Source organism: Candidatus Bathyarchaeota archaeon (assembly GCA_018396705.1).
In the GTDB taxonomy this organism is placed as follows: Archaea; Thermoproteota; Bathyarchaeia; order Bathyarchaeales; family Bathycorpusculaceae; genus DRVP01.
The window spans coordinates 107697-131061 of sequence record JAGTQZ010000006.1 but is presented as its reverse complement, the minus strand read 5'-3'; the positions used below and the strand labels follow the sequence as shown (position 1 = coordinate 131061).

The window sequence follows — 23365 nt, the reverse complement described above, 5'->3', positions numbered from 1 at the left end:
GCATCCAACTGATCAATACGCGTATATTCATGGGCAACGTTACGTTAGACTATTGACTTTTTCTTGCAATTTAATGAGATAACTCTATATAACGCAAGTCTCTCTAAATGTTAATCCATTTGCTGGTGAGCAGAATGACTACTTATCCCAGAATTGTTGTAACCCCTCCCGGACCAAAAGCCCGGGAAATTGTGAAAAAAGATGAAAGGCTTATTTCACCCTCCTATGTGCGCTTTTACCCTCTTGTGGTAGAGTCAGCAGAAGGTTGCATAGTTAAGGATGTTGATGGAAATGAGTATATAGACCTCAACGCCGGGTTGGCGTGCCTAAATGTAGGTCATAGGCATCCAAAAGTTGTTGAAGCTATTAAGAAGCAGTGTGACCGCTTTCTACATTATTCTAACACAGACTTTTATTACAATGAAGTTGTTGTTCTTGCAGAGAAACTTTCGGAAATCACGCCTGGAAATTTTGAAAAGAAAGTTTTTTTTGGCAACAGTGGGACAGAAGCTGTTGAGGCTGCAGTAAAGCTGGCGAAATGGCATACTAGGAAACAACTTTTTGTCAGTTTTATAAACGCTTTCCACGGGCGAACCATCGGGGCTCTATCTTTTACAGCCAGCAAACCTGCGCAAAGAAGATATTTTTTCCCGCTAATGCCCGGCGTCACACATGTTCCATATCCATATTGTTATCGTTGCCCTTTTAAACAGACGTATCCCGATTGTCATTATTGGTGTGTTGACTTCATAGACGAATATGTATTACAAAAATATGTGCCACCCGAGGATGTTGCCGCCATTATGTTTGAACCAATTCAAGGCGAAGGGGGATGTGTTGTCCCACCGCCAGAATACTTTAAACGTCTGAAGAAGCTTGCTGATAGGTATGGCATTCTATTGATAGACGACGAAGTACAATCAGGCATAGGCAGAACTGGCAAATGGTTTGCTATCGAACACTGGAACATTGAGCCGGATGTAATCTGCAGTGCTAAGGCATTAGCTTCCGGTCTACCTCTAGGTGCAGCGATTGCTAGGGCAAAGGTGATGGACTGGACCGGAGGTTCGCATGCCAGCACTTTTGGTGGAAATCCGCTGGCATGTGCGGCGGCTATCGCCGTGATAGAAGTAATAAAAGAGGAGAGACTGCTGGAAAATGCTGCAAAACAGGGAACATACATCATGAAAAGATTTGAAGAGCTCAAAGAAACTAGCGAAATCATCGGTGACGTTAGAGGGAAGGGTCTGATGATAGGTGTTGAGTTCGTAACTGACAAGGAAAGCAAAACCCCCGCTCCAGATAAGGCAAATGAAGTTATGATGCGTTCATGGAAACGCGGAGTCACCGTTATCACTTGCGGAGTTTCAACCATTAGAATCATACCCCCACTAACTATAACAAGAGAACTCGTAGACTCAGCTCTAGACATAATAGAAGATGTCGTAAAAGAGGTTGAACAAGAAAAACGGTGATCAAACCGCGACATCTAGTCGTTATGTTTCTCTTTTCTGTGGTTTTGGCTCGCGTATCAAAAATAGTATTAGAATAATTGAGGGCGAGGCTAAAACAGCGGCCAATAGGAAAGGTAGCTGAGGCGAAAATTTTTCACACAGTACACCTCCTATAGCACCGCCTATAGCCATGGCAACATATGTGAAAAAGTTCATAGATCCCGTTACTTTTCCACGTATTCTTGAGAAACCAAATCTGCAAACAGTGATTGATATGACGAGAATCCCAAAAGCATTGAAAGTCCAGCAAGAGGCATTGCCATGAAAAGTGTAAAGTAGTTTCCGTAAACAAAAAGAAGCATTGCCGGAATTGTTATTAAGTGTGCTGCTATCAAAGGGATTTTTCTTCCAGTTTTACCTATCAATTTTCCGGCTGGAATAGCCGAAGCCACCATACAAATAAAAAGCGCTGTCATTACGTACCCCCATCTAATGCGGGCAAGCTGAAGTGCCGGATCTGCTTGCGGCGACATCCCTTGAATTAGCGGCCCTCCTATCTGCAGCTCGTAGAAAGCATAAACTAGAAAGAGTGTTTGAATCATGGAGAAGGATGAGCGTGTTATCATTTCGGAAAGGAATAGAAAAAACATTGAGGCTAAGGATATTATTCCAATTATTAATGGACTTCCATCAAGTTGAATAACATAGTCAGAATAATATGTCCTAGGGATCTCTTGGGCAAAATCCATTAAAATCCAGCTTATGATAAGGACTAGGTAGTTTCCTCTAAAAAGGAGAATTCCCCTTTAAGCTTAGCTTTTAAAGGCATTTTCTTATCATTTAGAAGTTAGCAGGCTTAGCTATAACCTCCCTTATCTTTAGATCAAAAAATCTGCCACTGTTTGCCGGCTTTATTCGCAGAGCAGTGTCAGCTCCTCTACCAGTTCCAGCCACGGCCAAAATATCCTTGTCCACCGGTATTAAACCGGCATCAGCAGCCATTAATGTGATTTCAACACATACTTTTGTCCCTTCCCCCATAAGTCTGAGAGTGTTGGCAATTAACTCAAGAGGCGCAAGTGTTCCGAAATCCTTACGTATTGCCCGCTCCGCGCTGCTTAGTGCATGGGTACCCGTGAAAATCTTTGCTCCATTATGTAAAATTTCCTTTTTAAATTCTTCTTTTAACTCTGTTTCTCCGGGTTTTTGGAAACCAAAGCAATGGGTAACCACTACGACATTATATCCCTTTAAAATTTTTGCAGCTTTTGCTCCTGTCTCACCAGTTGTAGACGCAACTACGATATCTTTTATTCCTTCTTTTTCTGCGTACTCTTTAACGGCTTTCAGTAACGTATCCGTATTATGTTTTCCAGCCGCTTGGAAATATATGACATTCCTTTCATTAAAGCTCATTTTTCTTTTCACCTACTTTCCTAGATTTTTAAGAGGTCTTTCTTAACGGTTTCCTTTTTAATTCAGTTCCACATACATAACATGTCTTTGAGTTATAGTCCGGAGAATATTTTCTATGGCATGCAGGGCAATACCTAACCCATTTTAAAGGTTTACGAATTCCAAAGGTCACCAGTGAAGCGAACTCTATGCCTAAATGGTGAGCCACATTTTGTATAGAATAGTCGTCCGTGGCAATAATAGGCGCGTACCCATGCATTTTTAACTGTAAGGCTAACGCTAAAACTTGCAAGTCTGTTTCTGAAAGAAAAGCGAAGTCTCCTATGAGGCTGGCTAAAGTCTTAATTTTTTCAATGAAAGTAGTGCTTGGTTCTCTTACTTTCAGTTTTCCACTTTCGATGGCTGCATTAAACCTCGCTAAAGCCATGGGGCTTCCAGCAAATTCCTCTTTAACCTTTGGCACAGTGTATTGGTCTTCATCTATTGAAAATGGGTCAAACCCGGCAATAAAAGCCGAAGTATCCAAAATAACCGCTTTTTTCTTCGGCGTTGCCGTTAGATTTTTCCTCCGACTCCACGGAAAAGAAGTCTACTCTTCAAACGATTGTAAAAGTTTTCCTGAAATCTTATGAATGTGGTTTCATTTTTTGAGCGAGTAATTGTTATGAAAGTATTGGAAGTCTCCATAACCTCTCTGTAGGCTCCATCAATGACTATCAAAAACTTTTTAGGCCTGAGAACCTCCACGGTGATTTTTGAATCTGCTGGGAAAACTATTGAACGCAATACGCTTAGAGAGCATATAGGTGTTAAAACAAAAGCGTCAACGGACGGATCTAGCACTGGACCCCCAGCTGAAAGTGAATATCCTGTTGATCCTGTAGGCGTAGCTATCATTACACCGTCCGCTTGGCAGTCCAGAACATGCTCTCCGTTTTTTGAAATTCTGGCATATAGTAGTTTTACGGGCTCACCGACAGTTATTAGCACTTCATTTAAGGCATCTGGAAGTTTCCTCTCGTCATATGCCACGGAGAGTTTTGCACATTTTTCAGTTATAAAGTCGCCTTTTAAGCATTTGTCAATCGCATTGAATGCCATTTCAGGTGAAACCTCCGTTAGAAACCCACGGACTCCCATGTTTATTGCCAATATCGGCGGTTCTGGTTTAGGAATCGCAACACAAGTTCGCAGGATTGTGCCGTCCCCACCAATAGTTATTATGAAATCTGTTTTCATGTTTTCGAGGCGGATGAAATTCCAATTCTTATTCTTTAGTTTCTCCTTTAATGTATCTTCGATGTAAACCTCCAGCCCCATTTTGGTTAAGTATTCTGCTGTTTCTTCTGCAAGTTTTATGGCTTTTCTTCTATCAAAGCGTGCAACAATGCCAACGCTTTTGAACAATTTTCTCCCCTTTTTGTTCAAAGGTAATTTTAATCTTGCTACCTTAACTTATATATGGGTGTTGTTTAAAAATTGCTGTGGTGAACAGCAAGCTGGTGATAACGTGAGCAAACCAGTCGATGTTGGAAGCCTCCGTGAAGGTGGATATATAATTGTGGATGGGGAACCCTGCCGCATAGTTGAAATAACAAAATCAAAACCTGGAAAACACGGTTCGGCAAAAGCTCGAATTGTCGCAATAGGTGTTTTTGATGGTGTGAAGAGAAGCATTGTCAAGCCAGTTGATGCTACAGCGGAAGTTCCTATAATCGAAAAGAGAAGCGGGCAAGTCTTCGCTGTGACACCCTCTAGTGTGCAAATAATGGATCTGGAAACTTATGAGTACTTGGATGCTCCTTTCCCTGAAGAGGAAGACTTGAAAGTAAAGCTTACGCCTGGTGTTGAAATTGAGTATTGGCGTATACTTGGCAAGGTGAAAATTGTCCGTACAAAATAGTTGAAGGTTAAGTCGTTTATTCCACTATTCCAATTTCAGTTTTTTGGGCTCCATAACAGAATTAGAAGAATGTTTCCATCGTATGGCTTTTTCAACAGTCAAAGGTGTCTCACCAGCCTTTGAACCTAGAATTTAGGCTGTTGGTGTCTAAGATTTTTCATTAAGCTTATTTTGCTGTCTATTCTTTGTTATGTTTGAAGCCGATGACGCGAGAAGAGCCGTCTGAGCAATGATGACTTTTGAGGAGAGCTGAGGCTTCACTTGATAGGAATTTCATATTCATGTTTTCTTGGTAAACGTATTTCTAAAATGCCTCTCTTGAACCGTATTTCCATGCGGTCCATGTAAACAGGCACCGGGATTCTCGTTCGACATTGGAATCTTTGGAATTCACCCTTATAATGGGTTATGCCGAAGTCATAAAAACTTACTTTCCTCCTCATTTTTGCTGAAACTTCGATGGTGTCTTTATTGACTGGTTTCACTTGTATAGTGTTCTGCTCCGCATATGGCAAGTCAACGGTTATTATAACTTCGTCACTGGTTATCATCACATCGCGAAGAGGCTCCATTGTGCATGTTCTACAATTCCAGCTTGGCCTTTCTAGAAATGTTTCTCTGACCCTTTCCGCCCAATCTTCAAGACTTTCAAAATACTCGTCTATTAAGTCAAAAATTGAACGTCTTCTTCTAAAACTTTCCTCAGACATGCGTGCTCCTCCTATGAAATATAGAGTGGAATGTCGTACTCCTGTGTCTTACGTATCTTCGCTAGTTCTTGTTGTGTTCTCTTCATCATGTCTCTTGCCTTCAAACGTATTTCTTCACCTTTTTCCAGAAGTTTTGAAACATCAACTTTCACACCAGTAAAGTTGGCCAACCGTTCAAGGGCTTTAGCTGCAGCTTCTGGATCAGGGTATTGGAAGAAACATTGAGCCAACAATGTTAAAGCTGGCAGCCCTAAGGTTGCACAATATTGCAGCATCACTGCTTGAGGCCCCACCATATAACCTTCCCGCAAAATTTCCACACCTTTGTCTTGCGCCATTTTCAACATGTCTGGACTTGAGGCTGCAGCGAAAACTTTTAACTCCTCAAGATCTTGCCTATCCTGAACTGGTATGCCGCTTATGGAAATCATCAGTTTAACCCCTTTACTTTTGCCCCAGTCAATTAGGGCACGCATTATTGGGTATATTAACTCTCCTTGGAGAGCTGTTTCAGAAACTGCCAAAAGGATACTATTGTTTCCGAAAATCCTGATTGGTGAATGGGGCAAGCCTTCATGTAAAACAATTATCGGCGGCAAAAGCCGTGAGTCCACGTAAGCAACTTCCTCTAAACCAAGCTCTGAAATTAGATGAGATGCGGCTATAACACCAACTAGGCCGACGTCTGGAAAGCCGAAAAGCATAACTGTCTCTTTAGGAATTTCCTTCTTCTCAATAATCTTAATTTCTTCATTCAAGCTTTCTTCCTCTCCAGAAGTCTTTGTTAAAGTAAATGTAAAAATCTTACGGGAAATACCCTATCATACGCGCGTTTTATGTTACCTTAGCCTTAAACTCTTCCACTCTGGCTAGGATCTTTTCTATTTGAAAGTGTGCTTTCATTTCTTTTTGCCAGTCCTTTGGAAGTTTTCGCTTAAATCTCCCAGCTGCTCGCCTATCCATGATAACTATTATGCCTTTGTCTTCAGGACTGCGTTGGAGCCGTCCAGCTGATTGAGCTAGCGCATTTAAGCATGGTATAGTGTTCGCATATTCCATGGCTTTATCTCCAAACTTCTCTTTGAAGTATTTATACAAGGCTTTTTGAAGTTCGGTTTTCTTTGGAAAGGGTAGTCCAACGATGATGACGGCTGAAAGCATGCTTTCCCCCTCCATGGTCATGTCTACCCCTTCACTTATTTTTCCACGAGCCACCCCGAAGACTATGCATTTCACGTTTTTCTGCAAAAAGTTCAATACATCTAAAATTTTTGTTCTCTTTTCTTCCATAAGCATAGGTACGTCTAGCCTTAATAACTTGACAACGTCTCGCATAACTTCATATGACGGAAAATAGACGGCAATTCGGCCTCCAACTTTTTGAATTATCTGATCCAAGTGTGCGGCGATGCGTTTCCACTGGATTTCGTTTCTTTTTTCAAACTTTGTTGTAACTGCCTTATCGACAAGGATAAGCCTATTCTCTAGTGGAAAAGGGCTTGGAAGCTCAAGGCTTCGGCAACGATTTCTATCTAAGCCCAACACGTCCATATAATAATTCATGTTCCATAAGGTTCCAGACATGAGAACAGCGGAGCGCAAATCGTTTATCACGCTCGCAGCTAAAGAAGGATCGAGACACTTAATTCCAAGTCGCACCCGTTTTTTTCCGTCTTTGTCAATCTCAACTTTAATGTATTTTGCGTAACTTGAACCCGTTAGGCTTGTCCAATCAGCGAGAAATTCTGCACAGCGGGAAATGTAAGAAACTGGGCTTTTCCCCATTTCACTTCTTTTTAAGCGGACAACTTCACCCTTGTCGGCAAGCTCTTGAATAATCTCAAGAAACCTGTCATGGTCTATGTCAAGCTTCTTTGCTAAGGCTTCTATGAGAGTTCTCCCTTCAATAATGTGTTCTACGTCCAATCCATAGTTTCTAAAGACTTTCTTTCCAAACTCAACCATAGTAGCGTATAATACGTCTAGGAACCCGTAATCATCTATTTCGAAGGTTTTTGCTTCTTTTTTGGCAATTCGCACAGATCTCGAAGAAAGCTCGTCTGAAAATATGCCCGCTGCATAATAGGGTAAGCTGTGAGCTTCATCAAAAATGCAGTTGGCTTCCTTCACACGGATACCCGCTCTTCCGAGAATGGACCCACGAATAGCCTCAACCAGTATATAGTTATAGTTGCCTACGACGATGTCTGCATAGCGTGTCAAAATCCTTGTAACCTCGTAGGGACACAATCCTTCGTCACGACAGACCTCGTAAACCTCATCTGGCAGGGCTGGACCGGTTTTCTTTATTTTTCTAATAATGTTGTGGGCTTGCCAGCTGGGCCTCCATCCATCATATGTTTTTTCAAAGTATTCACATGTTCTGCCGAAGGTTCCCTCTTTTAAGCCTTTACAGTAATATAGGAAGTCCCTGTACCGTATATCCCTTAGTTTCGGGTCTTCAAAAGCATGTGGGCACATTTCTTTTTTGCTTTTAAAAATCGAGGCTACAAAATTCGCGCCGCAACGTTCCCTTATGTTTTTTAACTCTCTGGAGTATATTTCTAGCTGATTTTTTGTTCTTGTTAAGACTATAAGTCTTCCCAACGTGGGGTTTAACTCTTCAGCCACAAAATAAGCTGTTAAAACTGAGATGGACTTCCCAGTACCGCATGGTGAACAAAGCAAACCTATTTTTCCATCTCGCATAACTTCATAGACAAATTTTATGGCATTAAGTTGGAATGGGCGAAAGGCAGAGTACGGAAAGAACTCTTTAACTAGACTTTCAATTTTCCCGTTAACCAACGCCTCTTGACTTGCCTCTTTAGTTAGTGATGCTCCGCAGTTCATGCAGTAGCGGTTTTTCAAATATTCTTTAATTGTATGGGTTTTGCCGCATCGACGGCAGATATAGTGTTTTTCCATTTTGATGTTTTCACTCAACTTAGTAATGGCCTTAATGTTCCTAAAGAAGGTTACCGCATTTATGTTTAAGTGAAAGCCCCTACTACTTTTGAAAAGAGGTGCTTTAATCATTGTCTAGAGAGTTTAAGCCAACCATCTTTGTGGATGTCCGCGAATGTATGGACGTAAAGGACTATCTAAGAGAATTTGGCTGTAAAGTTGTAGAGAAAGCTCTTGCACCAGCAGACTACGTGGTAGCTGAAAACTACGCCATTGAAAGAAAAGAGATTCACGATTTTTTCCGCTCGATATTTGACGGTAGACTTTTTGAACAAGCTGAGAGGCTGACAGAAACATATGAAAACGCTTGCCTCGTGGTTGAGGGCGACTTAAACGCTGTGAAACTCATCCAGACACCTCAGGTTTTTTGGGGCGCCCTTGCCAAAGTCATGGCTGACCATAACATCGCGGTGGTTTTCACACCAAATGAAGAGCACACGGCAATGTTTCTATGCATGTTAGCCAAAAAACTGCAAGAAGAGGAGAGACGAAAAATAGCGGTTAAACATAAGCCAAAAGCATACACGCTTCGGCAAAGGCAACTTTTAGCTGTGCAAAGTCTACCAAAAATAGGTCCGGAAAGAGCGGAAGCCCTTCTCAAACGCTTTGGAAGCGTTAGACGAGTATTTCAAGCTTCAAAGAGGGAGTTATTGTCCGTTAAAGGTCTTGGCGAGAAGACTGCTCAAACTATCGTTGAGTTTTTGGACACAAAATATCCTGGACTTGAGCAACAATGAATGTTTCCGTTTTTATCAGTTTAAAACCTATTTAAATGGGGAAGCATCTTACAGTTTGGAGAATCCTGATGGCTTTAGAGAGGCTTGGGTCGTCGCTTCATGAAGCTCTGCGAAAGCTTTTCAGAGCCGCAGTTGTTGACGAAGCTGCTGTTAAGGAATTGGTCCGCGATGTTCAACGCGCTCTACTCCAAGCAGACGTAAATGTACAACTTGTTTTAGATATTTCTAAACGTATAGAAGAAAGAGCCCTAAAAGAAAAAGTTCCACCGGGAATTTCGCGTCGCGAGCATGTGATAAAAGTTGTTTATGAGGAGTTGACGCGTTTTCTAGGTGAGAGACCAGTCCCGTTGAAGGTAGAGCCTGGCAAGAGAAAGGTTTTAATGCTTGTAGGCATACAGGGCTCCGGCAAAACCACTGCTGCAGCTAAGCTTGCCCGATACTTCCAGAAAAGAGGCCTTAAACCAGCATTGATTTGCGCTGACACGTATCGCCCGGGCGCTTTCGACCAGCTTCAGCAACTGGCCAATAGAATAAACGTGCCAGTTTACGGAGATCCAAAGGGCAAAGATCCAGTTAAAATTGCTCTTGAAGGCTTAAAACAATTCAGCGACAAAGAGATAGTCATTGTAGACACCGCTGGGCGTCATAAAGAGGAACACGAACTTATCAAAGAAATGAAAATTCTTGAAGAAAAAATAAGACCTGATGAAGTTATGCTAGTTATTGATGGAACCATTGGACAGCAAGCCCTCGCGCAAGCCAAAGCCTTTAGCGAGGCAACATCCATAGGTTCCATACTTCTGACAAAGCTGGACGGCTCAGCAAGGGGCGGCGGAGCCCTCTCAGCTGTCGTGGCCACTGGCGCACCGATAAAGTTCATAAGTACCGGTGAAAAAATTGAGGACATCGAGCCCTTCGTTCCATCTCGTTTCGTGGGCCGACTTCTCGGCATGGGTGACATTGAAGCCCTTATCGAGAAGGTGCGAGAAGCTGAAGTTAAAGTCCCGGAAAAAAAGGCCAAAGCCTTTTTGAGCGGCAAGTTCACCTTGACCGACATGTACGAACAGTTTGAAGCCATGCGGAAAATGGGGCCTTTTCAGAAAATTTTGAAAATGCTACCGGGTATGTCCTACAATGTTCCAGAAGAGATGCTTGAACAAGCGGAAGATAAGCTGGAAAAATGGCGCGTTATAATACAGTCCATGACTCCTGAAGAAAGGGAAAACCCCAAGATATTCGATGCTTCACGCATCAAACGGGTAGCACGGGGCTCCGGAACCAGCGAAAAAGATGTTAAAGAACTTTTAAAGCAATATGCTATGATGCGTAAAATGCTGAAAACTTTGCGGAGAAAGAAACGTCTGCCTTTCCTTGGAAAAGGCTTACCCTTTGATGTAGGGTAACTTAAAAAGCTGCAGCATAAGGGCGAGTTTCTTGAACATTCTGGAAAAAGCCTTGCAGATGCTTGAAAGGTATCCCCTTTGCGACCACTGTTTGGGTAGGCAATTTGCTTTCCTAGCGCATGGAATGGAAAACGAGGAAAAAGGAAAAATGTTGAAAACTTTGTTGTTAATGGAGGCTCAAGCGCTAGCATATGCGAAAAAAGCCGAAGGCCCGCGTATCCTTAAGATTCTAGCGACCAATGGCTTCTTAAAGTCAGCCGAAGAGGTTCTGCATAAAATGCGGAAACGATTACCGAAAAAAGCGTCTGCTAGCACGTGCTTTCTGTGCAGAAACCGTTTCAGTACAGTTGATGAACTAGCTAAAAAGGCTGTTGAAAAGCTAAGCGAATACGAATTTAACACCTTCATGATCGGTGTGGAGCTGCCGGTTGAAGTTGAAGAATGTGAAGACGAATTTAAAGCGATGTTCAATGTTGAACATGGCGAAAATATACGACTGGAATTTGGAAGACTTTTAGGTATAAAGGTAGCTTTCTACAGCGGCAAAAAGCTGGACTACCACAAGCCCGATATTGTTGTGATTTTAAACCCGATAACAGAGGAAATACGCTTTCAAGTTAACCCACTTTTCATAGCGGGGCGATATAAAAAACTTGTAAGAGGTATACCCCAGTCAAAATGGATTTGCACGAAGTGCCAAGGAAGAGGCTGTGAGAAATGCAATTGGACTGGGAAAATGTATCCCGAATCCGTGGAAGAACTGATAAGCCCACCTTTCCTGGAGGCCACCGGTGGTATCAAAGTATCTTTTCACGCTTCTGGAAGGGAAGATGTGGATGCTCGTATGCTCGGTAAAGGGCGGCCGTTTGTCATAGAAATATCGCAGCCCAAAAAACGTTTCATCGATCTCCAAAAACTTGAGTCCGTTGTGAATGATTATGCCAAGGGCAAGGTGCAAATTTCTGATTTACGATTTGTGAGTAAGGATTTTATTAGAAAAGTGAAGAAAGGTGAGGCTGCTCAAAAAGAGTATCGTGTCATCATAGAGTTTGAGAAAGAAGTTTCCGATCAAGAATTGGAATTGTTGGAGGAAAAACTAACAAACACTTCTGTTAAACAGAGAACCCCACTTCGTGTTTTGCATAGAAGAGCGGATTTAACTCGGGAAAAGTACATATATGAGGTGAAAGTAAAAAGATTGTCGTCTAAAAGAGCTGAAATGAGGATTCGCTGCCAAGGAGGACTATATGTAAAAGAGTTGGTGTCTGGTGATGAAGGCCGCACATCTCCAAGCGTTTCGGAGATTCTCGGCCAGAAAGCGAAGCCTATAAAACTTGATGTTTTAAACGTAATTATGTAAGGTTGGAGGAAAATGGATTGAGAAAGTCAAAAGGGTATCGGTCGAAAACCCGCAAACTCCTCAAAAAGAAACCTAGAGAACGTGGAAAAATAAAGCTTGGTAGACTGCTCCAAGACTACCAGCCAGGCAACAATGTAGTCATAAAGATCGACCCAAGCATTCAGAAGGGTATGCCTCATAGACGCTATCATGGAAGAGTTGGCACAATCCTTGGAAAACGGGGACGAAGCTATATCGTAAGCGTTACGCAAGGCGACGCTGTCAAAGAAATCATTGTAAGACCTGAACATTTGGAACCTTATGGAGGAAGTTGAAGGCGTTGGAAAAGGCTGAAGGCGAAACTGTTAAAGAGAAAAGTATAACGATTCCTCAAGTCAAGAAAATTTTGGAGGATCTTGGAGAAGAAAACCTCGACCAATTCCAAAGGCGTGTTCTCGATTATGCCTCCAAATTTTCTAAAGTGGATGTTGAAACTGCCAAAATGCTTGTTGAGAAACTTGTTGTGGAGTTTGGTTTAGAAGAAGTTGAAGCCGTTCAAATAGTTAATTGTATGCCTGCCAGTGTTGAGGAGCTTAGAATTTTCTTAGGCGGCGGGCGCAAAATAATTGAAGCTTCAAAATTAGAAGCCATAGTTAAACTTTTAAACGAACATAGATTGAAATAGTTTCTTCAGTCCCTTTCCAGTTTTAATAAAGAGTGAAATTTATGAAAGGGTAGATGAAATGGAGAAGAGATACGAAGAGTACGCTTACGTTCTAGACTTTCTTCCTCACGGCCGTCCGGGAGTTAGGATTACTGGAAAGGCTGGTTACCGAACAGGGGCTCTTGTTCAGCTTGTTGGTGAGGATTTCTTTACGCTCTTAGAAGCCTTGGCAAAGGAAGGAGTAACCCTTAAGCCTCACGATCGTGTTTATGTAGGTAAAGAAGCCCGAGAAGAGATCACTTACATCATTGGTCGCATAGGCTATGATGAACTAACAGCAGCCGCGAAGGCAGAACTCCCATCTGTGGTTAGCCGCATAGTACTGAACCGTGAGAAATGGTTTGTAAACTTCTTCAATACGGCTCAAGCCATTACCCCGCGGATGCATGCCTTGGAGCTTATTCCTGGCATTGGCAAAAAATACATGTGGCAAGTTATTAGAGAACGTGAAAGAAAGCCCTTCGAAAGTTTTGAGGATCTTCAAAAGCGCGCTCAAATACCTAATCCTGTTAAACTTTTAACCAAAAGAATTTTGGAGGAGCTTGCCGGCGAAAGCAAATATAGACTTTTCACAAGGGCACGTTAAAAAGCAAGTTTTCCTCGGCTGAAACATTTATGAACCTTTTAGAAGAAACGAAGCTTCTTCTTCGAAGATATCGAATATTCCCGAAAAAACGTTTAGGCCAGCATTTCACGGTTGACCCTTCAATTTTTCATCGAATGGTTGAATATGCAGCTCTCTCAAGCGACGATGTAGTCTTAGATGTTGGAGCAGGCTTCGGCTTTTTAACTCGCTATTTGGCTGCAAAATGCCAGAGGGTTCTAGCTGTCGAATTAGATTCAAAAGTGGCGGCAATACTACGGTTGCGTCTCAAAGACTTGCCAAATGTGATCGTGATTGAAGGCGATGTGTTTAAGGTTCCACTTCCTCCCTTTAACAAGGTTGTCGCGATACCGCCTTACAGTATTTCCTCACAGCTTATCCGATGGCTTTTTAATAAATCCTTCCATTGTGCAATTCTTGTTTTACAGAAAGAGTTTGCCCGTCGACTCGTAGCACCAATGGGAACTGAGGACTATGGATGGCTCACCATTTTAACATATTACTACCTTGACGTTGAGCTTCTTGACGAAGTACCTAGGTACGCATTCTATCCTCCACCGGAGGTAGATTCTACAATTCTGTTGTTAAAGCCTAAGCATCCACGACCTTTCTCCTTGAAAAATGAAGAGTGGTTTGAACGTTTTGTACGGGTAATGTTTACGCAACGAAACAGGAAAGTGAAAAACGCCATACGAGCATTCGCTGAGAAAGAACTCGCTAAAGGAAGTTCACCGATAAGTAGTTCAATTCCCTTTAAAGAAAAACGTGTTAGAGAACTAGCCCCGGAAGATTTCGGTGTGTTGGCGAATGTTCTTGCAGGCTAAAACAGTGTTTTTCGGCAACTATACTTTCCAAGTCTGGCCAGATGTGTATGAGCCTGCAGAAGACTCCTTTCTTTTTGCAGAAAATCTAACTGTAGAACCCGGCGAATACGTTTTAGATATGGGTGCTGGATGCGGCATTCTTGGCATTATCGCTGCGGAAAAAGCTTCATATGTAGTTGCTGTGGATATAAACCCAAACGCGGTACGTTGTGCAAAGGAAAACGCAAAGCTAAATGGAGTGAGTGGCAAAATGTTCTTTGTCCAAGGAGACTTGTTTGCTCCCTTGAGGGTCAAAGAAAAATTTGACCTTATACTTTTTAATGCGCCGTATTTGCCATCTGAGTATTGGGAAGGCAGCACGTGGGCTGAGCGTGCATGGGCTGGTGGAGCTAACGGAAGAGCCATCATAAACAGATTCCTAAATGACTTTCCAAGACATTTAAATACCGAAGGCCGTGTCTTGCTAATGCAGTCAACCCTTACCGATTTAGAAAAAACCTTTAGAACATTAAAGGCTGAAGGCTTTAAGGCGGAAGTGATTGCGAAACGTGAGCTTCCGTTTTTCGAGACGGTGGTGCTTATTGAGGCAAGTCGGCGAAACTAGCGAAGTGCTTAAACATTTATCTTTTAAACTTGACGGAATTTAGTTGAAAAAGTATATAACTAGTATGGTTTACTATTGCTAGAAAAGCGGCTATGGAGTGGCATGTAGAATGTGCATAATTGGGAAGGATAAGTTGAAGGAACTTATAGAGAATTATAAGTGTATATACCCTTATGACTACAACCTGTTAGACGGAGACGGCTACATTTTAACAGTCAAAGACGAAACAACGCTTCACTATCTAGAGCACAAGAACTTGATATCTTATGAAATAGTGTTTACGCCTCCAAACTATGTTGCACATCTAACAGCTAAAAGCAAGTATGGCCGAATGGGCTTATCCTTTCTAAATGCGGCGAAAGTTCACAGCGGTTTTGTTGGCAGACTTGCCCTTGAAATCGTAAACCTAAGCAATGATCGTTGTCCAATAACCATTAAGCGGGGAGACCCATTCATGCACATTGAATTTATAAAAAGAGAAGGCGACCCATCTCCCTACGTAGGTGAGTACCAGTTTCAGTACCTAACAGACGAAGAAGTGAAAATGTATATTCCAATCTTAAAGAGGGTTTTCCCCAACTATGATGAGCTTGCCAAAATATGGTTTAGAAACAAGCTCCCACGGTTATAGAACTTATAGACTATCTACGCTACAGAGAAGGATTTAAGTTTCGAAATTTTAATCGATAAACTGTGATTGACTTCACAAAGTGTTTTTAAATAAGCTGTTCCTATGTGGTATTTGAGAGGAATATTTGATGCGCGCGCGCAACTACAGAGAGGTTAGGGGGCAACCTTACACTAGGAAAGAGTTTGTTAAGGGTTTCCCGCAACCGAAAATAACAAAGTTCACTATGGGAGACCCAAACGCTAAATTCGAATACGAGGCTAGACTCATAGCCCTGGAAAGAGCCCAAATTAGACATAATGCCCTAGAGGCTGCCCGGGTGGCGACAAACCGTCTCTTAATGGATAAGCTTTCCAACAATTACTTCTTGCAGGTCCACCCATATCCACATGTCATTCTTAGAGAAAACAAGATGATCTTTGGGGCTCATGCAGACCGACTGCAAGATGGTATGCGAAGAGCCTTCGGAAAACCAATCGGAACAGCTGCACGAGTAGAGCCCAACCAGACAATTATTACCGTTAGAGTCAACGCCAACGGCGTTGAAGTTGCAAAAGAAGCCTTAAAAAGAGGCGCCGCAAAGCTTCCGATACCCTGTAGAGTAGTTGTTGAAAAAGCAGAGGTTAAGGAAGCGAAAGCCTCATGAGAAATTTGAAATCAGACTTAGTTGTATGGTTTGAAGCCCTCAGAAAAACCGATATACCCCTTGTTGGCGGGAAAAACGCAAATCTCGGCGAAATGCTAAACGCTGGAATACCAATACCCCCAGGATTTGCAGTTACAGCCAATGCCTACAGAAAATTTATTGAGGAAACAAGCATATCCGAAAAAGTTTACAAAATAATTGAGGAGATTGTTAAAGATCCTAACGACGTTAAACAGTATGAAAAGGCCTCAAAAGAAATTCGCGCCCTAATTGAGTCTGCATCAATGCCAAAGGACATTGAGAATGCTATAAGAAGGGCGTATCGTGAACTTTGCAAAAGACTTAATGTAGACAAAGTTCCAGTAGCAGTTAGGTCAAGCGCCACTGCTGAGGATCTACCGGATGCATCTTTTGCTGGACAGCAAGAAACGTACTTGAACGTTATAGGCGAGGATGAGGTTGTTAAAAAAACTGTTAAATGTTGGTCAAGCCTTTTCACGCCCCGCGCCATATTTTACCGGACGCAAAAGGGTTTCGCCCACGAAAAGGTTCTCATAAGTGTTGGAATCCAAAAAATGGTTGACGCTAAAGCCGCTGGTGTAATGTTTTCCATAAATCCCGTAACCGGAGATCCAAACCAGATAGTCATTGAGGGCAACTTCGGCTTGGGTGAATCTGTAGTTTCAGGAGCTGTTATCCCAGACGAATTCATTGTTGATAAACAAACAATGAAGATTATTGAGAAACGGGTTGCCGCCAAAAAGGTTATGTATACCCGAGATTCAGCCACGGGCAAGACCATTCACATTGAGGTTCCAATCGAAAAACAGAACCAACCGTGCTTGACCGACGAAGAGGTTTTAAAGCTTGCAGAATTAGCCATAAAAATTGAACAGTACTATGGTAAGCCTCAAGATATAGAATGGGCTGTTGACAACCACCTGACTTTTCCAGAAAACATATTCATTCTGCAATCCAGACCCGAAACCGTCTGGAGCACTAAAGCAACCGAGCTTTCGGAGAAGAAGGTTGAAACTGGTATGGCTAAACTCGCTGAAGGGTTTAAGGTTGTTGTTAAGGGGATTCCCGCCGGCAAAAGAGCAGTAAGTGTGGGTGTGGCGAGAGTGGTCTTAAATCCGGAAGACGCTGAGAAAGTTATGCGAAAAGGCGACATCCTAGTGACTGACATGACAAATCCTGATTACGTGCCGTTTATGAGGCTTGCGGGTGCAATAGTAACAGACAAAGGCGGTATAACTTGTCATGCTGCTATTGTAAGTCGTGAACTTGGCATACCATGTGTAGTCGGAACTGAAAATGCAACAAAAATCATGGTTAACGGCAAAGAATACACCGTCGATGCCAGAACCGGCGTCGTTTATGAAGGTGTATTGCCGGCGTCAACGGAGCCAGCCTCTCCAACAGCCGCTGGCGGAGTTGCTGCAGGAACTGGGAGTGTTCTCTTTCAGTATATGCCGGTGACAGCTACAAAAATTTACATGAACTTAGGAGTTCCGGAGAAGATTGAGGAATATAAGCATCTGCCTTTTGAAGGCATAGGCCTTATGCGTGTGGAGTTCATAATTTCCAGTCACATCGGGGAGCATCCGCTTTATCTTATAGAAATTGGGCAGAGCCAAAAGTTTGTTGATAAACTTGCTGAGGGTATTGCCACCGTTGCAAGAGCCATACAGCCTCGTCCAGTTGTTGTGCGGTTCAGCGACTTCAAAACAAACGAATATCGTAAATTGAAGGGTGGGGAGAAATATGAAATCATCGAGGCCAATCCCATGTTGGGTTGGCGAGGTTGCAGTCGCTACATAAGCCCATGGTATGAGAAAGCTTTCCGTCTAGAATGTCAGGCAATAAGGAAATGTCGAGAAGAATGGGGATTAAAGAATGTCTGGGTTATGCTTCCAATGGTGCGCACGGTGTGGGAAGCAAAAAAGGTCTTAGAAATTATGCGTGAAGAAGGTTTAGAACGGTCAAAAGACTTCAAAGTTTGGTTCATGGCTGAAACACCTTCTATTGCCCTGTTGGCTGACGAGTTTTCAAAGCTTTGCGATGGTTTCTCTATAGGCTCAAACGACATGACCCAAAGCGTATTAATGGTTGACAGAGACTCTGAGCGTCTTGGACAGATGGGATACTTTGATGAACGGGACCCTGCTGTTAAACGCATTATTGCTCACCTTATACGCGTGGCGCATGAAAATGGCTGCACGGTCTCCATATGTGGTGAAGGCCCCTCAAACCTTCCAGACTTTACAGAGTTTCTCGTTAGAGTTGGCATAGACAGCATTTCGGTGAATCCCGAAGTCATTGTAGCGACGAAACAGCTCGTGGCAAGCATAGAACAGAAATTAATCCTTGAAAAACTCTCTGAAAGACATGAGAAGGTTTCTGGCGATTTATCTAAACGACCTAAAAGTGACTGGGAATGGGCGCCGAAATGGAGTGAAACTTAAATCAAGTTGTATGTTAAGTTCCACTTATCTTTTGTTAGGCTTGTTGGAGGTTTTTGTTTTGAAATTTTTTGATTTTGAAGAGGAAAGGCTGAAACAAGAAATTGCAAGATACGAGGCAAAACGTGTATTAATACAGCTTCCAGATGGCTTAAAAAGTGAAGGCCCGAGACTGGCAAAAATCGTGGAAAAAGCTGGAGCTTTACCCATTGTTTCTGCAGATCCTTGTTATGGGGCATGTGATTTGGCAACTGCGGAAGCTGAAAGTTTGGGCGTAGACTTAATAGTTCATTATGGGCATGCGAAGCTTTTGAGATATGAGAAGGTTCCTACTGTTTATTTTGAGGCACGAGCAACTCTAAGTGTAACTGAAGCTGTTGAGAAAGCGTTGCCCTTCATTGAAACTTGGCGCAAAGTCGGGTTAGCCACAACGGTTCAGCATGTGCAAACACTAGAAGAGGTTAAAGAGATCCTTGTGCGTGTCGGAAAAATCGTCATGGTCGGTGATGCTGGACGCTTAAACTATCCAGGACAAGTTATCGGATGCGACTATAGTAACGCTAAGTCCATCATGGAGGACGTGGAGGGCTTTCTGTTTATAGGTGGTGGCCGCTTCCATGCTTTGGGCTTGACGCTTTCCACATCCAAGCCAACAGTGATCGCTGACCCCTTTGAAAAAAGAGCGTACTCCATTAGTGGAGAGGCTGAACAGCTTCAGAAGCAGAGATGGGCTTGTATTCAAGAAGCTCAAAAGGCAAAAACTTTCGCTGTGCTGGTTGGACTTAAACCTGGACAAAAAAGGCTTGAAGAGGCCTTGGCTATCAAGGAAAAGCTTGAAAAAAGCGGAAAAGACGCTTATCTATTTGCAGTTAAAGACGTAACGCCGGAAACGGTCATGAATTTTCCCACCGTGGATGCCTACGTGAACACTGCTTGCCCCCGAATTTCGCTTGATGCACCTTCCAAATTCAAAAAGCCAATGCTCACAGTGAATGAGGCTCTCGTGGCCGTAGGAGAACTTTCATGGAAGGACTTATGCCACAAAGGCTTCCTTTGAAACCTTTTATACAACAACACTTGGAAAGGTTTATTGACTTGTTTGGCTAATGCATACCCCTTGCAGCGGGATGACATAGAATGACTTCACAATTCCAGAAGCGCGACAGCGGCCAAATAGTGTTGCCAGGTGAGCCATTAGGCGTAATTGAAGAGTTTATTCCAGACGCTGGCACCTATGTCAAAGACGGTGTCATTTATTCGAAGGTTGTTGGGAGAGCACTCATAGACTATCTTAACAAGCGAGTTTCTGTTTTCCCCCTCGTTCATAGTGCAGTGCCAAAAGTTGGAAGTATCGTGATTGGGCAAGTATCAAACGTTCAAATGCAGATGGCCGCTGTTCGAATTTTCAAGATTGGCAAGCATTTTCTCTCCGGATTCTTCACAGGATTACTTCATGTTGCGGATGTGCATCTACGGTTTGTGGATTCCATGTTTGACGTCTGTAAGCCCGGGGACATGGTTAGGGCTAAGGTTATAAGCGAAAAAAATAGAATGTACCATCTTACCACTAAAGATAAGAGTTTAGGTGTGGTTTACGCTTTCTGTTCAAAATGCGGAGACGTACTACAGCAAAAAGGGCGTGGTGGCTTGCAGTGTCCACGATGTGGAAATGTTGAAAAGCGTAAAACTGCAATAGATTATGGCAAGGGAATAATTTGAAAAGGTGGGCGATGTAAAAATTGAATATTAAAGTATTGAAAAAAACTGAAACCGAACTTAAACTTGAAGTCGAAGGCGCGGGGCACACGCTCTGCAACCTCTTACAAAAAAAGCTTTTAGAAGACGAAGATGTTGACTTGGCTGGCTATGACATACCCCACCCGCTGGCTTCAAGCCCCATCATATACGTGCGGACTAAAGGTGGAAAAACCCCTGAAGAAGCCTTACTAAAAGCTGTGGATAATCTTCTCGAGATAAATGAGAAGTTTGGCAAAGAGTTAGAGAAAGCCCTTAAAACGTGAGTCTACTTTTTATCATTGAAAGTAATTCGGCAAAACCTTCCACAGAATTTTCAGCCTTGCAGAGAGTTAAGATGCATTCTTCCAACGTTATGTATTTTTGAAGCCAAGCGTAGACTATTAGAGCCTCTGCTGCGTCAGCCATCATGTGGCTTGAAATTCTAGATGGCATGTGTTCTCTCAAACCAGCCTTTCGAATGGCCTTTGCAAGTATTGAGCCTTTAACTTTTACTCCGGAAGGCTGGCCCTTTTTGGCTGAGAGTGCCAATGAATAAGTTAAGTTTATGAAGGCGTCGCCTAGCGCAGCTAGCCCTTGATCCGTCAAGACTTCTTTAAGCTTGCCATAAGTCTTCAAGAAGGGGAATATGGTTGTCCAGTCCTCCAACATGTGTTGTTCCCGGTTTTATGGCTGTTAACGCTTTAATTTATATTTTGGTTGTTAGCTTTCTTACGCGTGTTGGGTGTGTGTTTGAAAGTGATGGACAATTCAAAAGGACTTGAGGGTTTGAGTTTTTCCGAGGAAGCTTTAAGGCGATACCTTTCCAGCCTATATGGTGGCGAAGTAGAGATTTGCGGTGTGTGGAGGCTCGGATGTGAGAAGGCTGAGGGCACTAAGGACTTAAAGGGCTTCGGTTATGGTGTTCCCTATGTTATTGAGTTTAGGTTTATGGGCGAAGTTAAAAAGGTTGTTTTAGAGTCCATGCGACCTGGAGGTTTCGGTCATGATTTTGTTTCCGACCGCGCACAAGTTTTACTTTGGCAACATTCCGCTTTCAACAAGCTTCCCAAGCATGTGCGCTCCATTGATATAGGAGCCTTCACAAGCGATGGCAAAAACCTTAAATCTCTTGGGGATTGTGGAGAATTTTTCATTTTAACCGAGTATGTGGAAGGAACGCTTTATCACGTTGACTTAGACCGAATTAAGGCGACTGGCGAGATGACTAGTTTAGACGAGAAACGTTGCCTGGCGCTCTCGGATTATCTCGTTAAAATCCACAGCGTGAAAAAGGAAGCACAGTGGCTTTACATGCGAAGAGCTAGAGAACTAGTAGGGCACGGCGAATGCATAATGGGCTTATTGGACAGCTATCCGCCAAATTTAGATTTCATTCGCGAATGCGACCTAATCGATATTGAGAAGGAATGTGTTGCTTGGCGGTGGCGGCTTAAACGCAAAACCCATAGGCTTAGCCAAGTTCACGGTGACTTTCACCCGTGGAACGTCATGTTCCGAGAAGACATAGACTTCACGGTCTTGGATAGAAGTAGAGGCGAATGGGGTGAACCTGCCGATGACGTGACAGCCATGACAATAAATTACATTTTCTATTCGTTACAGAAGTATGGCGAGCTAGCCGGGGTTTTTGAAAGATTGTTTAGGCTTTTCTGGGAAAACTACCTGATAAAAACTAACGATTGGGAAATCTTGGAAGTTGTGCAACCATTCTATGCTTGGCGTGGTCTAGTGGTGGCATCACCAGTCTGGTATCCAAACCTGAGCTTTGATGTTCGAGTGAAATTGTTGAATTTTGTGCATAATGTGTTACGCCACGAAAAATTCGACTTGGACGCTGTAAACACCTATATACAATCCGGATAGGCTAAAACATCTTAATGCAAGGTGTTTGAATGGGCAGAAAACCTAATGGAAATCTGCAGAAAATTCTTATCTCCTTGGGTTATTCTGAAAAAGCTGTCAAGGAAATTTTGAAATGGTATGTCAATGGCGACTTTAAAAGGGATTTACATCCTAGCCGTATTAGTAAGCCGAGACGAAACCGTTAAAGTAGGTTCGCTGGGAACTGTAACTTTTGCAAAAGGTTTATACGCCTATGTAGGCTCTGCCCAAAATGGATTGGAAAAACGTTTAAGGAGGCATTTGAGAAAAGCGCTGAAAAGAAAGTTTTGGCACATCGACTACTTTTTGGCTGTCAACTCCGTGAATGTTGTTAAAGTCTTCTTTAAGGAGGCAGAAAAACCAGAAGAATGTGCAACTGCGCATGTTTTGGCCCAGTTTGGCCTTCCTGTTATGGGTTTTGGATGTTCAGACTGTAACTGTAAAAGTCATCTCTTTCATTTCAGCAGCATCGACTTACTGGAAACAACTTGTCTAAAGCTTGGTTTTGCGCCCGTATATTTATCTTGCCAGTGAGTCGCTGTAGTTGGAAACATCTGAAGACTGGAGGATTTCACGTCTTTTGACCACTTCTTCAAAGCTTATGTAGTCTCCGCCTACAATTTTCAACTTAGCCTCAACTTTCTTGTTTTTCACTTCTATCACGTTGTATGAGTTGAGAAAGAAACCTCGCAGTTTTTCACATGAAACGCTTCCTGCGTGTATTACTTGTATGTCTTCTACTCGCCATCTCCACGGTCTGTGGCGGTGTCCGCATAAAACCAAATCTGCTTTGGCTTTTACAAGACTTCTGAGGACGTCACCTGCATCTACAATGGTAATTTGATCCGCACCGGTGTCCGGAACTGGGATTATGTGATGGTGTATTGCCACAATTTTCACGCGATCTTTGTATTTTTCTAAGATATTTTCCAGCCAAAGGTTTTGTCTGTGCCCGACTTCCCCATCGTCTCTATCCGGGCGGGCGCTGCTCAAAACAATTATTATAGCGTCATCGATCTCAGTGACTTGGTTGAATGGGAAAAACTGTTTGAAAAGCAAATATCCAGTGGACCGGTAATCATGATTTCCACTAATATAGATGACGTTTTTAGCCTTCAATCTTTTAAACTCGTCCGCAGCCATTTTAAACTCTGAAAGTATTCCATTCTCTGTTATGTCGCCAGTCACCACCACGGCGTCTGGCGACAAAGCGTTTATTTCATCTAAGGCTGTGCGAAAACTTCCATAATTAAACATGGGCCCGCAATGAAGGTCTGAAATTTGAACAATAAGCATGTCAAA

At 42.8% G+C, this 23365-nt stretch carries 28 protein-coding genes; 18 read left to right on the top strand and 10 right to left on the bottom strand.

Annotated elements, in window-relative coordinates; genetic code table 11:
* Window positions 1-134: 134 nt before the first annotated feature.
* Window positions 135-1475 (top strand): acetyl ornithine aminotransferase family protein, encoded by a 1341-nt coding sequence (locus tag KEJ24_07170; GenBank protein ID MBS7647601.1) that lies wholly within the window; start codon window positions 135-137, stop codon window positions 1473-1475.
* Between the two features lie 21 nt (window positions 1476-1496).
* Here KEJ24_07170 and KEJ24_07165 read toward each other — a convergent pair whose 3' ends face one another.
* From KEJ24_07165 to KEJ24_07145, 5 genes are all read right to left on the bottom strand, one after another.
* Entirely contained in the window at window positions 1497-1670 is a 174-nt protein-coding gene (locus tag KEJ24_07165) for a hypothetical protein (protein MBS7647600.1), read from the bottom strand.
* Between the two features lie 8 nt (window positions 1671-1678).
* Window positions 1679-2203: a hypothetical protein gene (locus tag KEJ24_07160; GenBank protein MBS7647599.1), complete on the bottom strand. Its 525-nt coding sequence runs from the start codon at window positions 2201-2203 to the stop codon at window positions 1679-1681.
* Between the two features lie 91 nt (window positions 2204-2294).
* The gene (locus KEJ24_07155; GenBank protein ID MBS7647598.1) at window positions 2295-2870 is read right to left on the bottom strand and encodes a hypothetical protein; all 576 of its coding nucleotides are present in this window, start codon (window positions 2868-2870) and stop codon (window positions 2295-2297) included.
* Window positions 2871-2898: 28 nt separating this feature from the next.
* Entirely contained in the window at window positions 2899-3396 is a 498-nt protein-coding gene (locus tag KEJ24_07150) for a ribonuclease VapC (GenBank protein MBS7647597.1), read from the bottom strand.
* A gap of 29 nt (window positions 3397-3425) precedes the next feature.
* Window positions 3426-4277 carry an NAD(+)/NADH kinase gene (locus tag KEJ24_07145; protein ID MBS7647596.1) on the bottom strand — a complete coding sequence of 284 codons (852 nt, stop codon included), beginning with the start codon at window positions 4275-4277 and terminating at the stop codon, window positions 3426-3428.
* Here KEJ24_07145 and KEJ24_07140 point away from each other — a divergent pair.
* Window positions 4258-4773: a translation initiation factor IF-5A gene (locus tag KEJ24_07140; GenBank protein ID MBS7647595.1), complete on the top strand. Its 516-nt coding sequence runs from the start codon at window positions 4258-4260 to the stop codon at window positions 4771-4773. The genes KEJ24_07145 and KEJ24_07140 overlap by 20 nt on opposite strands.
* A 257-nt stretch (window positions 4774-5030) precedes the next feature.
* Here the strand turns inward: KEJ24_07140 and KEJ24_07135 are convergent, their stop codons facing one another.
* The 3 genes from KEJ24_07135 to KEJ24_07125 form a co-directional block, all read right to left on the bottom strand.
* Window positions 5031-5483, bottom strand: a complete 453-nt coding sequence (locus tag KEJ24_07135; protein MBS7647594.1) for an Hsp20/alpha crystallin family protein — start codon at window positions 5481-5483, stop codon at window positions 5031-5033.
* An 11-nt stretch (window positions 5484-5494) separates the two neighbouring features.
* Window positions 5495-6241, bottom strand: a complete 747-nt coding sequence (locus tag KEJ24_07130; protein MBS7647593.1) for a proteasome assembly chaperone family protein — start codon at window positions 6239-6241, stop codon at window positions 5495-5497.
* A gap of 76 nt (window positions 6242-6317) precedes the next feature.
* Entirely contained in the window at window positions 6318-8429 is a 2112-nt protein-coding gene (locus KEJ24_07125) for a hypothetical protein (GenBank protein ID MBS7647592.1), read from the bottom strand.
* A gap of 92 nt (window positions 8430-8521) precedes the next feature.
* Here KEJ24_07125 and KEJ24_07120 point away from each other — a divergent pair, with 92 nt between their 5' ends.
* The 14 genes from KEJ24_07120 to KEJ24_07055 all read left to right on the top strand — a co-directional run bounded on the left by KEJ24_07120 (window position 8522) and on the right by KEJ24_07055 (window position 20445).
* On the top strand, window positions 8522-9187 hold the full coding sequence (locus KEJ24_07120; protein MBS7647591.1) for a hypothetical protein: 666 nt from the start codon (window positions 8522-8524) through the stop codon (window positions 9185-9187).
* Window positions 9188-9255: 68 nt separating this feature from the next.
* Window positions 9256-10590: a signal recognition particle protein Srp54 gene (locus tag KEJ24_07115; protein MBS7647590.1), complete on the top strand. Its 1335-nt coding sequence runs from the start codon at window positions 9256-9258 to the stop codon at window positions 10588-10590.
* Window positions 10591-10621: 31 nt separating this feature from the next.
* Window positions 10622-11950 (top strand): tRNA pseudouridine(54/55) synthase Pus10, encoded by a 1329-nt coding sequence (locus KEJ24_07110; GenBank protein ID MBS7647589.1) that lies wholly within the window; start codon window positions 10622-10624, stop codon window positions 11948-11950.
* Between the two features lie 17 nt (window positions 11951-11967).
* A complete protein-coding gene (locus KEJ24_07105; protein ID MBS7647588.1) occupies window positions 11968-12264 on the top strand; it encodes a 50S ribosomal protein L21e in 297 nt (98 codons plus the stop codon).
* Window positions 12261-12614 (top strand): RNA polymerase Rpb4, encoded by a 354-nt coding sequence (locus KEJ24_07100; GenBank protein ID MBS7647587.1) that lies wholly within the window; start codon window positions 12261-12263, stop codon window positions 12612-12614. Before KEJ24_07105 ends, KEJ24_07100 begins: the two co-directional genes overlap by 4 nt.
* A gap of 58 nt (window positions 12615-12672) precedes the next feature.
* Window positions 12673-13239, top strand: coding sequence for a DUF655 domain-containing protein (locus tag KEJ24_07095; GenBank protein ID MBS7647586.1), 567 nt, complete (start codon window positions 12673-12675; stop codon window positions 13237-13239).
* A 29-nt stretch (window positions 13240-13268) separates the two neighbouring features.
* Window positions 13269-14081 (top strand): ribosomal RNA small subunit methyltransferase A, encoded by an 813-nt coding sequence (rsmA, locus tag KEJ24_07090; protein MBS7647585.1) that lies wholly within the window; start codon window positions 13269-13271, stop codon window positions 14079-14081.
* On the top strand, window positions 14065-14685 hold the full coding sequence (locus KEJ24_07085; protein ID MBS7647584.1) for a methyltransferase: 621 nt from the start codon (window positions 14065-14067) through the stop codon (window positions 14683-14685). Before rsmA ends, KEJ24_07085 begins: the two co-directional genes overlap by 17 nt.
* 109 nt (window positions 14686-14794) lie before the next feature.
* A complete protein-coding gene (locus KEJ24_07080) occupies window positions 14795-15316 on the top strand; it encodes a hypothetical protein (protein MBS7647583.1) in 522 nt (173 codons plus the stop codon).
* A 127-nt stretch (window positions 15317-15443) separates the two neighbouring features.
* Complete coding sequence (locus tag KEJ24_07075; protein ID MBS7647582.1) at window positions 15444-15959, top strand: 50S ribosomal protein L16; 516 nt, start codon at window positions 15444-15446, stop codon at window positions 15957-15959.
* Window positions 15956-18427, top strand: coding sequence for a phosphoenolpyruvate synthase (gene ppsA / locus KEJ24_07070; GenBank protein ID MBS7647581.1), 2472 nt, complete (start codon window positions 15956-15958; stop codon window positions 18425-18427). Before KEJ24_07075 ends, ppsA begins: the two co-directional genes overlap by 4 nt.
* Before the next feature lie 58 nt (window positions 18428-18485).
* Entirely contained in the window at window positions 18486-19481 is a 996-nt protein-coding gene (gene dph2, locus KEJ24_07065; protein ID MBS7647580.1) for a diphthamide biosynthesis enzyme Dph2, read from the top strand.
* Window positions 19482-19561: 80 nt separating this feature from the next.
* On the top strand, window positions 19562-20143 hold the full coding sequence (locus tag KEJ24_07060) for an exosome complex RNA-binding protein Csl4 (protein ID MBS7647579.1): 582 nt from the start codon (window positions 19562-19564) through the stop codon (window positions 20141-20143).
* A gap of 20 nt (window positions 20144-20163) precedes the next feature.
* Entirely contained in the window at window positions 20164-20445 is a 282-nt protein-coding gene (locus tag KEJ24_07055) for a DNA-directed RNA polymerase subunit L (protein MBS7647578.1), read from the top strand.
* On the opposite strand, the gene KEJ24_07050 is transcribed toward KEJ24_07055, so the two are convergent.
* The gene (locus KEJ24_07050) at window positions 20435-20830 is read right to left on the bottom strand and encodes a hypothetical protein (protein ID MBS7647577.1); all 396 of its coding nucleotides are present in this window, start codon (window positions 20828-20830) and stop codon (window positions 20435-20437) included. The two genes, KEJ24_07055 and KEJ24_07050, sit on opposite strands and share 11 nt — an antisense overlap.
* 90 nt (window positions 20831-20920) lie before the next feature.
* On the opposite strand from KEJ24_07050, the gene KEJ24_07045 reads away from it, so the two are divergent.
* Window positions 20921-22045, top strand: a complete 1125-nt coding sequence (locus KEJ24_07045; protein ID MBS7647576.1) for an aminoglycoside phosphotransferase family protein — start codon at window positions 20921-20923, stop codon at window positions 22043-22045.
* Between the two features lie 123 nt (window positions 22046-22168).
* Entirely contained in the window at window positions 22169-22597 is a 429-nt protein-coding gene (locus KEJ24_07040) for a GIY-YIG nuclease family protein (protein MBS7647575.1), read from the top strand.
* On the opposite strand, the gene KEJ24_07035 is transcribed toward KEJ24_07040, so the two are convergent.
* Window positions 22583-23359 (bottom strand): metallophosphoesterase, encoded by a 777-nt coding sequence (locus KEJ24_07035; protein MBS7647574.1) that lies wholly within the window; start codon window positions 23357-23359, stop codon window positions 22583-22585. The two genes, KEJ24_07040 and KEJ24_07035, sit on opposite strands and share 15 nt — an antisense overlap.
* Between the last annotated feature and the right edge of the window lie 6 nt (window positions 23360-23365).

What these genes read in the sequence shown, in the direction of transcription:
- KEJ24_07170 (MBS7647601.1), top strand. Translation starts at nt 135, where the DNA reads ATGACTACTTATCCCAGAATTGTTGTAACCCCTCCCGGACCAAAAGCC.
- KEJ24_07165 (MBS7647600.1), bottom strand. Translation starts at nt 1,670, where the DNA reads ATGAACTTTTTCACATATGTTGCCATGGCTATAGGCGGTGCTATAGGA.
- KEJ24_07160 (MBS7647599.1), bottom strand. Translation starts at nt 2,203, where the DNA reads ATGGATTTTGCCCAAGAGATCCCTAGGACATATTATTCTGACTATGTT.
- KEJ24_07155 (MBS7647598.1), bottom strand. Translation starts at nt 2,870, where the DNA reads ATGAGCTTTAATGAAAGGAATGTCATATATTTCCAAGCGGCTGGAAAA.
- KEJ24_07140 (MBS7647595.1), top strand. Translation starts at nt 4,258, where the DNA reads ATGCCAACGCTTTTGAACAATTTTCTCCCCTTTTTGTTCAAAGGTAAT.
- KEJ24_07135 (MBS7647594.1), bottom strand. Translation starts at nt 5,483, where the DNA reads ATGTCTGAGGAAAGTTTTAGAAGAAGACGTTCAATTTTTGACTTAATA.
- KEJ24_07115 (MBS7647590.1), top strand. Translation starts at nt 9,256, where the DNA reads ATGGCTTTAGAGAGGCTTGGGTCGTCGCTTCATGAAGCTCTGCGAAAG.
- KEJ24_07095 (MBS7647586.1), top strand. Translation starts at nt 12,673, where the DNA reads ATGGAGAAGAGATACGAAGAGTACGCTTACGTTCTAGACTTTCTTCCT.
- rsmA (MBS7647585.1), top strand. Translation starts at nt 13,269, where the DNA reads ATGAACCTTTTAGAAGAAACGAAGCTTCTTCTTCGAAGATATCGAATA.
- KEJ24_07085 (MBS7647584.1), top strand. Translation starts at nt 14,065, where the DNA reads ATGTTCTTGCAGGCTAAAACAGTGTTTTTCGGCAACTATACTTTCCAA.
- KEJ24_07080 (MBS7647583.1), top strand. Translation starts at nt 14,795, where the DNA reads ATGTGCATAATTGGGAAGGATAAGTTGAAGGAACTTATAGAGAATTAT.
- KEJ24_07075 (MBS7647582.1), top strand. Translation starts at nt 15,444, where the DNA reads ATGCGCGCGCGCAACTACAGAGAGGTTAGGGGGCAACCTTACACTAGG.
- ppsA (MBS7647581.1), top strand. Translation starts at nt 15,956, where the DNA reads ATGAGAAATTTGAAATCAGACTTAGTTGTATGGTTTGAAGCCCTCAGA.
- KEJ24_07060 (MBS7647579.1), top strand. Translation starts at nt 19,562, where the DNA reads ATGACTTCACAATTCCAGAAGCGCGACAGCGGCCAAATAGTGTTGCCA.
- KEJ24_07050 (MBS7647577.1), bottom strand. Translation starts at nt 20,830, where the DNA reads ATGTTGGAGGACTGGACAACCATATTCCCCTTCTTGAAGACTTATGGC.
- KEJ24_07045 (MBS7647576.1), top strand. Translation starts at nt 20,921, where the DNA reads ATGGACAATTCAAAAGGACTTGAGGGTTTGAGTTTTTCCGAGGAAGCT.
- KEJ24_07040 (MBS7647575.1), top strand. Translation starts at nt 22,169, where the DNA reads ATGGCGACTTTAAAAGGGATTTACATCCTAGCCGTATTAGTAAGCCGA.
- KEJ24_07035 (MBS7647574.1), bottom strand. Translation starts at nt 23,359, where the DNA reads ATGCTTATTGTTCAAATTTCAGACCTTCATTGCGGGCCCATGTTTAAT.